Source organism: Flavobacterium sp. HSC-61S13, assembly GCF_024171535.1.
In the GTDB taxonomy this organism is placed as follows: Bacteria; Bacteroidota; Bacteroidia; order Flavobacteriales; family Flavobacteriaceae; genus Flavobacterium.
Map to the genome: position 1 here is coordinate 146281 of NZ_JALJZV010000003.1, position 12549 is coordinate 158829.

Consider the following 12549-nt stretch of genomic DNA (forward strand, 5'->3'; position numbering starts at 1 on the left):
TTTTATTTATTTGGCATATCAATTCCAGGTCTAGCTGGTCTAACAGATCCATTCTCTTGAACGTGTGGAGTATTGACAGTTTCTTTCGTTTTTTTATTTATATGCGCTGCCCCTTTATAATCAACTCTTTTTTCAGTTTCAAACCCAAGACCATTATTGTTTTTATTAGGATTTTTATTATTAACCTTATACGTTGTATGTCCATTTTCATTTATAACAGTATGATCTCCAACCGCATTTGGATCAGCAGTCCTATTATTAGAACCTCTACCTCCTCCATGTGAAGAAGCATTATCGCTCTCCATATTCTTCATAGCATTAACTCCAATAATAGTTCCAACAGCAATTTCAACTGTCCCTTTAGCAATTGATGCTCCACTCAAAACTGCTCCCGGCACACCAACAACTGCGCCAACTCCTGTTGCAGTCGCTGCACCCGAAGCTACTAACCCAACACCTCCAGTTCCTATACTGGAAACACCGTCTACTAATAAAACTGCGCTAGCAAGTAATGAAGCAGCATTCCCCGTAGAAACACCATTCCGATATTTTTGAGAATCTGTTGCATAAGTATTCCGTAGATTACTTCCAAAAATATTGTCTACAACTGAAAGCACAAAGCCTTTACAACCCTCACATTCCTTACTCATCCCCGTCGGGTCAGTAAAGTTAATCGGGTTGTTTCCCACGTACGAATACGGTTCCATGGTTTGCTCTACTAACGGGTCTACGCTCAAAAATATACTAGCTCCCGGATCATAATAACGCGCGCCGTAATAATAATAACCTGTCGACTCATCGAGTTCTTTACCATTGAATTTATAGACATTTTCAAAGATGTTATTGGTACTTTGCTGTACCATGACTTCTCCGAAAGGCAAATACTCTATATACTGACAAGGTTTTCCAGAAATGTCGGTAATATACGACGAACTTCCCAAATGATCACTGTGATACCACCAAACCGGAGATTCTTGCTTCATCGGATCAGCAATAATTGGTATCCGTGGGGGTGGATTATTCGTCCACGTCCCTCCATTTATACCCGGACTCAGGGTTTCATCTGGAAACACTGGATCATCCACAGGCGGTAATCCCGGATCAACCGGAAGGTCAGGAATGATCAAATCACAGAATCGTATTCTAATCTTTCGATCTTTATCCCACTCTACAACCGGAGTCTGACCAGGTCCTCCCGGTGTGCCTTCAATACCAATGCCAAAACACTCATCGGTATTGTCATTAAAACACCTCAAATACTTTAGAAACAAATAATATTCGGCCGGTTTATTGGGTTTGTCTTTATAATAGTCTATAAAATTAATAAACTTATTGTAACAATCCAATTCCAAACGATCATAATCGTTACCTGTTCCGTTATCAATTGGTAAACCAGTTATTGGATCTTTTGGAATTCCCGTTACCGGATCATAAATATAGCCGGTTCCGGGATCAATGATGTCGCCATTTGGTGTTCGTTTGATACAAACTAGCTTGTTTATCTCTTCTAAAGCTTTACAATAATCAAAATCATAAAATATTTTATCGCATGTCCCAATCGTCCCATCTGGATTATTCACACATCTATACAAATATAATTTATGTAGCTCCAATATATTCAGAATATCATTTTTACAGTCGATCGTTTCGGCAGTATTATACAAGACGTCCAGTAAAATATTCACTTGATCTTTGCATATTGTAACCACCCATGAAATAGGAGGAACAATAGCTACATCGGGAGGTAAGGGCGCTATTAAACCATTATCTAGTCTATCTATTGAACTTTGCCCTTCTCCATTTTGTGCTATCCCTCTTTGTTGCATTCCCTCATGAGGCGAAGTTCTTACCGAATTCAGATTTCTATTTTTAAAATCTTTTAAATCTGTGACATCCATAATCTTGGAAGCGATTCGCTTTCCATTCGCGTAATAATGCTTGGTATACACACTGCGATTGTAAACCAAATGACCACCTGGATACAATACTTCATGGGCTCCATACATACCATTTTGCGGATTACTTCCATTGACAGATAGAGAATTCCCTCCTTGCAATCTCTTAATCACTCGCTCTCCTTTTCCGTCATAGATATATTGATTAAGAACATGTCCATCTCTTCCATTATCCTCAATTTTAGTAATATTATTATTCGCATCCCACTCAAATAGCCGATCCACAAATGAATCCGTCTGGAATTCATTGTGTATGCTTTTGATATTACCATTCTCAAAATAATCAAGTTGTTGTTCTAATTGTTGACCATTTCTATCAACACCAATGATTGAACCTACCCTAGGCTTACTCGAATCATTATATTTATAATTTCTGACTAAGGAGTTTTGCGAATGCTCAACTCCACCTGAATTCTTATCTCTAATAAGGTGGTTTTGATCTTTTACAGAAATAGAGTGATCCTTGGTGTATTTCATTTCCAAATCGTAATTATGAGCTTCCAACAAACCATCCCATTGTCCTTTAGCACTTTTTAAACGATTAAATTCATCATAAGTATACATTTTTCTAGAGGTTCCTCCTACAACAATACTCTGATGCTGACTGAAATCATTTACTTGCCCCGTAATATTATTGTTTTTATCAAATCCATACACATTTCTCGAAAACACTTTAGAAATCAAAGGATTAAGCAAATCGCTACTTGATAGTTGTGAAGCCCTCAGTCTTTCCGTCAAATCAAATTCCTGATGCGTCACTACATTATTTCCATACTTCATATAATAGGGCTGATCAAAGTGAGTATATTTTACATTCCTCAAAAAAATGATATTTTCTTCACCACGAATTCCCGTCAACTGCCCTACGCGATTGTATTGATAAAGAACCTTCTCTCCATCTGGATAAATCATCTCTAATATTCGTCCCCAAGAATCGTACTTGTATTTGGTTTTGAAGAATTGAGAATCTCCATTAATATCGATTAACATCTTATTGTCTTCAATTACCTCGCCTAACTTTCCGTATCTAAATTCCTGGTAGCCGGAACTGTCCTCCATTTTTTTCAATCGACCACCTGGCTCATAAGTAAATGTGGTTTGTATAGTAGGATTAACTACTCCCAACAAACGATTAAACTGGTAATTATAGGTTATTATAGTTCCATTAGCATCTTCTTTTTCAATGACATTACTCAAAAAGTCATATTTGTATTTAGTAATACCCGAAGCAGCCAATGTCTTATTAGTTACCCGCCCAAGGTTATCATAGTTATAAGCCGTTTCATGCCCCATGGCATTAGTAACTGTTTTAGGCAGCCCCAAAAGGTCATAAGTAAAACTCGTCCATAAGTCTTCACTTCCTATTTGTTTTTGACCGGTTTGCAACCCCAATTCATCGGTATAAGAAATACTCTTATTTCCCTCCGGTAATGTAACCTCTTGAGTAAAAACCGTTTTCCCCTTGTTATCTGTACCAAATGAATATTTAGTTTTGGTTTTGGCATCGGTACCAAAAATCAATTCCTCGACGACCCGGTCTTTATTATCATATAACCTAGCAACTTTTTTTTCATCCAAACGCGGTCCTTGATAATAGGTGGTCAATAAGTTTCGCAATTGAGCCCCACTATTACAATCAAGTTGTTCTTCTGCTAAATAATTCTCTACCACTCGTCCAAACTCATCATAAATCATATCCCCTGAAACCGCCAAACGCACTTTTGGAATTTGTCCTCCACATCTCGGAGATGCATCCGTAGCTAAGATTTCTTTTTTAACCTGAACTGTTCTTCCCAATCCATCATTAATCATACTGGTATGTAATATATTACCCTGCCCCAAATTGTGCTGACTAATAGCAATACGATTGCTGATATATTCGTTTCTTATCGTCCATTCAGACTCGTAGGGCCCTTTCATTTCCATCAATCGATTGAACCGATCATATTTATAAGTGACCACTTCACCATACACATCGGTTGTCTTAATTGGTTGTCCAAATGGATTCACCAACATTTTTGTTTCATTGCCAAAACCATCTCTGATTTTAGCAGGAACGATCTTGAAGTAATTTCCATGAAAACCGGTTAAATCACCGTAATCATAAAAATAAAAGAATCCATTAGTAAATATTTTTCTCGTTAGATTCCCCAATCGATCGTATTCATAATTTGTATCATAAAAAATGGTAGGCGTTGAATATTTCTGTACTCGATGTATTTTTAATCCATCATTACTAAACGCCTTAGTTAATCGCAACATTTGATTACCACTAGTTGTACTAACACGATGGCTAGTCGATAGGGTTTTAACACCTATTTGATATTCAATATCAACTGTGAGTCCTCGGTTGACATCCGAAAATTTCTTGACATTCCCAAATTTATCATAGATGATAAATTGTTGCTCGGTATTTTGTGTAAACGAACTGTTCTGCGCATCTTCATCGAAATTCACCACCTTATTTTTAATAGTAGTTACCAATGGTAACACTGATAATTTCTCTGAATATACCTTTACCTCTGCTGCATTGTTAGCTGTAGTTGTATTGATATCGGTCAGTAATTTGGCTGTATCATAGAACTTATAGGTATACGCCGTTTCGTTTAACATACGTTTGGTTCGATCCAATGTATAACTGCGTTTTGGTAAACCCTTTTTATATAAAAACTGTTTTAAATCGGAACTCGTTCCCGGGCGATACAACTGATCTTCGGTCATGTCGTTATTCAAATATTCCGTTACTGTAGTGCGGTATACCACACCTGTTCTGTCGAGTATATGTGCCTTTGTCATTCCAAAGCCCAAGAAACTGCGTTCTTTTCTATCTTTATATCCATTAAAATATTCATAGGCATAACGGCTGATATTTTGCCCATCACCGACAAAACCATCGGACACGGATACTTTGGTCAATGCCCATTTTTTATAAGGCATCTTATAGGTTGATCCAATCACAGATTTATCAATTGGATTAACGATATCGTAATCCAATTCGATTTTTGAACCAGTAGATTGGATAACCGTTTTTAATAAGTTGGTGCGTTTGATACGAGAACCATAAACCGTTAAACTCTCATCATTATCCGAAGTGACATAATCGGTAAAACCGTCGCCATCAAAATCCATATATCGCGCTTCTTCACTTGATATACTCTTTCCTTTACTTCCTACAACTGCACCACAGAACTTAGGTCCAACTAACCAGATGGTTGGAAAATAAAAACAGATGGTTACATTTGCATTTATACCGACCTCCGTGGATTTTTGTGCCTGTGCACCTGGCAATGTTCGCTCTATAGTTTCAAAACCAGTTCCCAAATTAATATAATAGGTGGTTTCGTTGATTATTTTCTCCGGCAATCCATCTCCATTAACATCCATATAAGTGATCTTGTCTTTAGAGGTACTTCCAGAAATACTAAGTCCAGCTGCAATATCCATATTGGAAATTCCCGAAAAACCACCACCGGCACCGGCTCCTATAGTTAAGGTCTGACTCTCTTGAAAGGGCAAAGTTGAACTCCAAGCTGTACTCGCTAAGAAAGTACCTCCGTAGTTTAACAATACCTTGCCGTTATTTTGAACAATGTCAATCAAGCCATCACCGTTGATATCTACATAAAAACGGTCTACTTTATTGGTTGTTGTAAAGGAACTACCACTAACAGAAGCACTTCCTTGATTTCCAACCACCAAATTGAGATTTCCACTAGTAGATCCTATGGCTGCGCTTCCTTTGATACCCGAATTACTTCCTCCAGCTAATTTACCCGATCCTTCAATAGAGGTTCTCGAATTCAAATCTTCATTTAAAATTTTACTTGAAAGCCCGCCTCGTTTTGCGGTCAATTGTATTTTAGTTCCAATAATATCGGGGAAACCATCGCCATTGATATCGATAAAATCATTTAATAACGAACTGGATCCCTTTGTTTTGGTTTTCCCAACATTGATTCCTAAAAATCCCAGAGACAAATTGGTACTGCTGTTGTCAAATTTAGAGTATTTAGTAACCCCCGCTGCACCAAAATCGTGCACGGGTACCGTCGGTGGTTTTAATTCGGGAATCTCATCGGTCAAAAATCGAGTATATGGACTAACAACTCCCGTTGCCGACACATACAAATGCTCGTGACTTTCCCAACGATTAAGTTGTTTATTTGGCATCAATACAGCAAACTGATTGGTCACATTTCCGCTTAGACTTAATATCTGATCGAAACTGGCTTCTACCTCCTCTAGAGTTAAATTTGGATTTTCAAAAATGTCGGTACTGTTCTGACCTGCACTATTGGTTTTATTTGGATTATAAACATGAATATGATCCCCAATTATAGAGGTAAATTTCTCCGCAGCATCGACTCCTTTATAAGCAAATTGTCCCCAATTTCGATACATATTACCCCATGCAGTAGTCAACTCAGATGAATAAATATTGGCTTTGAATAAACCTCCATTATCCCCTCCTTCTATATAATCTGTTTTGGGAGCTAGATTATTTAGTCGCACTAAATAATTGGAACCGGTATTTTGATAGGTTTTTAATCTTTCCGCAATTGCCTTATCAGCAGTATAATATTCAAAAAACACTTTGCCGCCAGCTAAATTTTCTAAAAAATATGTAGTTGTGTTAGCTACTGCGACGTAATTATTAGCAGTCACATCGAACCTTTGTCGTGCCACAACAGCGCCACTCGCATTAATTTTATATCTAAATTTTGCATACTGTAAGGTAGTGCCTGTATTTAATGGAGCTAATTTACCATCTGTCCGTTTAAGAATTAAATAAATATACCGATCCTCACAAATATTCTTTGTACAATTTGGAAGAGAGAAATCATGATTAATACTAAGTTTAGTCCCGGTAAAATAATTAGTAAAATCTGAATAGGCATAACTAGTATGAACATTGCTGTAATTGGAATAGTACGGAACTGCAAAAACATGTTCTTGACCATCTAATGAAACCAATTTGGGTTTGAATTTAGCATCTATATCTTTCCAATTCACTTCCGTATCACTCAACACCTCCACTTTAACATATTGAAAAGTAGCTGAATTATTGTTGATTGAAGTCATATTCAAGGTCAAATTCGGAGAAGAGAAAGTAGTAATTCCATTAATAGTAGTCTTTTTTTCATATACGACCACGTTATTACCTGTAGCTGCAACAATAGCTCCACCGTTAGCTCCTTTTATATAATGCGAGACCTTAATGGTAACATCATCGCCAGTATTAAAATTAAAAGAAGGCCATTCTAGTCGATAACGTCCTGCCTTCATAAAGGTGTGTTCATAATTTGTTCCGACTATCATACTTTCTTGAAAATCAGAGGAATATTTCGGTTCTCCGGTAGCAGATTCAAAATTTTGTGTCAAGTAAGTTACTTTAGGATTCCAAGTAACTCCGAGCTCTTTAACAGGGACTTGATTGGAATGGGTTCTAAAAAAGATTAAATCACCCTTGACCACATTTAGTGTTTGTGTATGTGTTTTCGAACTAGACAACATCAAATAAGGTCCATAGATAAAAGCGGCCTTTTCCATATTGGTTTCGTGTAGTTTTTCAATAGAAAACTTCACTCCACTTTGAAGCGCAATATGCTCTTTAGTTATGGTACCGTCGATTTTTATTGTTCCATCTTTAGGAGCACGCCAAACCATAACCACATCCATCAAACCGTTAGTTAAATTCAACTGTGGCATCGGATTTAAAATCGGAGCCATATCTTCTTCTTTAATAACGATAGCAGGAGTTAAAGAGCTATCAAAATTAAAAGTCGGCTCTTTGGTAACCGGATCTATATAGCCGAAATATACCCGCTCATTGTCAACCACATCCAACAGTCCATCGCCATTCACATCTGTCGTATAACTATACGTGCTCGACACGCTTTCAGAATTCGATTTACTGGCACTCCCGACCATGATATTGATGCTAAAAGATTCATCTGTACTATTTGAACTTGAATAATTTAAATTGGGTAAATTTTTAATTGGATAGGTTTCCGATGAGAACTTATTTCCCAAATTTTTACGGTAAAAGAAATTATTTCCTCCCTTAAAGACTTTATCAGGTAGACCATCGCCATCTATATCGGTCAATAATGTCTTGGTTTGTGAATTAGAGGAGCCCCAAGTAAAGTTTGCTCCTATAGTTGCAGCTCTACTAAAAGGCAACCAAGATGCAAGGAAAAAAGGAAGTACTGCTCCGGCCGATCCTCCTCCTCCAAAACTTGTGGATTTTCCCTCGCCACCCCCTAAGGCAGAAAGAAAAACTTTAAAATTATCATAGTCGGTTTTATAGTCCTTGTAGGTCTTATAAGTCTGTCCGTTGCTCTCAAACAAAGAGCCCGTTCCTATATCATCATGGTAATCAAAAACATATTGTTGAATCACAGGAAGGATTGTTCGATCTCTCTGCGAATAAAAATCATCCGCTGTATGATTATTATAGTTCTTATTGACTATCTTCTCCAATAAACTGCGCCCAAATTGCCCTTCTTTATATACAAATGAATATTCGTTGTGCATGGCACTTTCGGTAGATAATATACCACTTGTTCCGGGTTCACTATAAACTGTAGCCCGAGTTCCTGTTTTAACAACAATTTTATCAATTAAGTGTACGCTCTCGGATTCAAATCCCAATCGGTTATTGATTTTTCTGTCTTTTCGTTGTATGGAAGGGTTATCCAATTGCTGTTTTCTAAATATTTCTATATAAAAAACATGTCTATCTCCAGCAGTTCCATTTTGAAAATAATTGCGATTATGGTTATAAGCAATCTTCTTCAATTGATAATTTCCTTTTAAACTTGTCTGATCATATTCATATTCTATTGAATTATTGAAAGGATCTTTAATCAGAGTTAAATACCATTTTCCTCCTGAAGATATTCCATAAGTATAAACCCAACCACTCTTGTTATCTCGGACAGTCCAAGTATAATTACTGACATTATTTCCAATACGCATAATTTCTATAGAGGGATCATGTACTAATTTATTAAATTTCACATTTGCCCCTCTCGGTATTAGTGCGTCTTTATGTGGCGCATATAAAGTGTTATCACTTTTAACCAATAATAGCTCTTCTCCATTTAACAGATAGGATTCGGTTTCTTTAGTAGAATCAAAAATTGGAACTCCCCAGCGGGTATCAATATCGATCGATTTAACAGACAAACTCCAACCCAATCCAAAGTCACCTTCATCACTACCACTACTGTAGTTAATTGAAAGATCCGGAGTCATTCCTTGTCTTCCTTGTGGAATCAACAATGGAAAACTAAGTGACGCATCTCCTCTATCGTTAATTTGAGGTACACTGACCATTGGAATATTTTCCGTTGGATTAGCCGCTTGAATCCCACTAATCGTAGTTGGAGCAAACGCATTGGTCTCGGGGCTCTCCGGTTCTTGGATGACACCAGCTAAATAATCTGTAAAGTGATTGGTCAAAGCGACTACCTCTCCCGTTTCTTCTAAAACTTCGATAACTTTAACCTTGGTCCATTGTTTGACAGTGGTGTCAAAATAAAAGACCTGAACATCTTTTAGTCCATATCCCTTTGGCAATGCGTTGATATCACATTTGATTTTGACTTTTACGTCTTTTTCAAATTTAATACCGTCTGGTAGAAAACGATAAGCCGCCATATTTTTAGTAACGTTCTTTAATGCCATACCCGTAGGGGCATAATCACTAGCTCTTAGTTCCTGAATAGATAAGGTAAAATCAGACGGATAACTCGCTTCTGGCAATTCTATAGCGATATGGTCTAATTCATATAATTTGGCTTCACTTGCCACCATCTTATACATCGCTTTATCAAATGGAACATCCAATGCTTTGGTTTGGTCTATTGCTTTGATTTGCGATAGAGCCACACTCTTTTTCTCTAGGGGTTGGTTGTCTTTTCTCAATTCAAAGACCAATTCCTTTTTTGAAGTGGCATCAAGGGCCACCAGGCTTTCAAAAGTGTGGTTTTTAACCGCAACTTCTTTATTGTCTAAAAACAACCGCACTGCTGGATCAGTGATCGTTACCACCCCATTTATATATACCTCGTTAGTGGCTGTTGCTTTAACCGCTTCATTAATCAACAAGAAATCGTTTGTTGCTGCTTTTGTCTTTTCAAATTGTACATTTCGAACCAAATATCCAAAATCCTTAGTCAGATCACTGGTAAACAATACGGTATTGGTTCCCCTTTTTAAGTCGAAAGGTGATAAAAATTCCGAAACTCGTGTCCACGTTGTCTTTTTTTCGATAAAAAATCCTCCAGTACTCGTAGCTGTATTGACGCTTTTGGTAACACCCGATGCATTGGCAATACCATAGACTTCATAGGTTAAGGAGTAGGTCGCTTTAAGATCAATGTCTTCTTTGATTTCAATTTTAAACAAGTTGTCTTCTGGTGAATCAAAAGTAGTTCTTTCACTTCTCCCGATCTCCCCAAGGGCTAGATCTGCACCATAAAACACCGTCGAAGCCTCCAATTGCGACGAAGCATTTGTAGCCCGTTGGTGAGGATGCGCCTTAGCCGTAGCGCCTTGCTCTGACTCCAGATCTTGCTGTGCGACAGCAGCTGTTAACAGATCTTGTTCCAGTAATTCAGCACTGCTGTCGTAAGTACGAACAGCCGGGAAAATCATACGGCTAATCGGTTTGGTAGTCACCGCAAAGGCTTCGACGACAAATCCGTGTAAAAAGGCTAATAGTAAAAGAGTCGAAAACTCTCTTTTATAAGAATTAAAAAATTTCATAGTAGTAAGGCTAAGGCAATTATTTTACAATCAACTTTTGAATTGATGCTTTCGAATTGATAATAGGAATGATTAAATAGGTCGTTGCTCCCTGAAGGGTATATTTATAACTGGCACTTTCAACCGTACCCAATTCTTTGCGGAGTATGAATTTACCGTCGATGGTATAAATGTAGAAATCCACTTTCTTCGGAGAATCAAAGCTGTAAGTAACCGTAAATTCCTCCCCGCGATTCACCGGATTCGGACTTACGACCCACTGAGATTCCAATGCGCTTTGCTTTTGAAGGTTTCCACTGACCGTAAAGCCAAAATGTTCTTTTTTGCCTTGAGCATCGGAAACTACCAGAGCGAACGCTCCGGAATAATTAACAAACAAACGTGGTGAACTCGAAATCAATTTGTCCTGAAAATACCATTCGTACTTCAACTGCTTGTCGAGACTGGCTGTGGCATAAGTCGGTTTTATCTCTAGCATTTTTGTGCCCTCTAAAACCCAATTCTCCGCCATACTGACCAAACTAGTAGTTGGTATATTTATAGCAATGTTGTGCAATTCCGCTTGATGACCGTTGACATCTCTTACCGTAAAAGCATAAGTTGAGTTAGGTAAGCTTTCTAAATCATATGATGAACCCTCACTGACAAAATAATATTCCTGTTGGGTATTGGAATCTGTTGCCGTGATGTAAAAAGGGGCTTTTCCAACCTCATTAATCCCTATAAAGTATTTTTTATTTAAACCTTTTTCATCTTCAAATACCTTTACTTTTAGTGGCTTTCTCTGCTCCAAAGTAAAGTAGTAGTACTGATTTCTTTTAATTTCAATGTCTTTAAAACGCAATCGAAGGGTATCCGTTAAGTCATTTTGAACTTCTGTACTTTGGCTGTTATATAAATAATATTCCGATTCTTTGTCGGGTGTGATTTTCCAATTCAAATCAATTTTCACATCCGCTTCCCCTTTGTTTTGTACCAACCATCGTCGTTTCTATATACCGGATTTAGTATCGAACGTCTTTTCACCATTATTGTCGCCAGCCAGTACATAAGTCATATTGGTCGAAGGCAGTATGCCTATATTTTTCGATTTAGACACGACAAAGGCGGTATCGGTATTGCTATAACTCGCTTCTAGATCCAGACCGAAATAATCGTCACGAGCGATACCCATTATACGATTGTTATAAGCTTTATCCAATTTTTCATCCCAGACCTTACGGTTATCACTGCTGTAATATTTGTCTTTCTGTGCTAAAGTGATGCCATACTTAACTGCCAAGTACGTCTGTATTTGTGTTCTTACTTTGGCATCGCTGCAATTGCTACAAACCAATACCTCAAACAAGTCGGATTTCGATTCCACATCATTCTCTAAATATAAAATCCCCTCACCTTTCTTTTTAAAATCCTTGTTGTAAAAATTAAAATTAACCATGGCCCCCGAAGTCAATAAACCCATATCTACCGCATGATTTCGAATAGATTTTATACTGTCCGTATAAAAGCTATGCAAATCTCCAGCGTGGTATAGCGAAAAAATCTTTTCAGACGCTTCTTCCGTTTTGAGTACATAATAAACATAAGTATAGGTTGACGATTCATACTTCTTATTCAAGACAGGATAGTCGCCTCTCCATCGAATCGGTATATGGTAATTAAGGGTTCCTTTTTGTTCAGCAGAAGTGCCGATACTCTTGACCCAAATGTTTCGAAATGAATCCTTGAATTTTTTTTGCCCAACCGAATCGCTCGGAATCAACAAAAAAAAACTTAATAATACGGGAAGAAATAAAGTTTTCATCATAGAATTTTAAAC

General features: G+C 37.5%; 3 protein-coding genes. All 3 read right to left on the reverse strand.

Annotated features, from left to right (window positions below; all coding sequences use genetic code 11):
- Positions 1–2 precede the first annotated feature (2 nt).
- From L1275_RS04265 to L1275_RS04275, 3 genes are read right to left on the reverse strand one after another with little or no spacing between them, the layout of a single operon-like run.
- The gene (locus L1275_RS04265) at positions 3–10730 is read right to left on the reverse strand and encodes an RHS repeat-associated core domain-containing protein (RefSeq protein ID WP_253470170.1); all 10728 of its coding nucleotides are present in this window, start codon (positions 10728–10730) and stop codon (positions 3–5) included.
- A gap of 19 nt (positions 10731–10749) precedes the next feature.
- Positions 10750–11709, reverse strand: a complete 960-nt coding sequence (locus L1275_RS04270; RefSeq protein ID WP_253470171.1) for a hypothetical protein — start codon at positions 11707–11709, stop codon at positions 10750–10752.
- Positions 11710–11721: 12 nt separating this feature from the next.
- Positions 11722–12534, reverse strand: coding sequence for a hypothetical protein (locus tag L1275_RS04275; RefSeq protein ID WP_253470172.1), 813 nt, complete (start codon positions 12532–12534; stop codon positions 11722–11724).
- Positions 12535–12549: the final 15 nt, after the last annotated feature.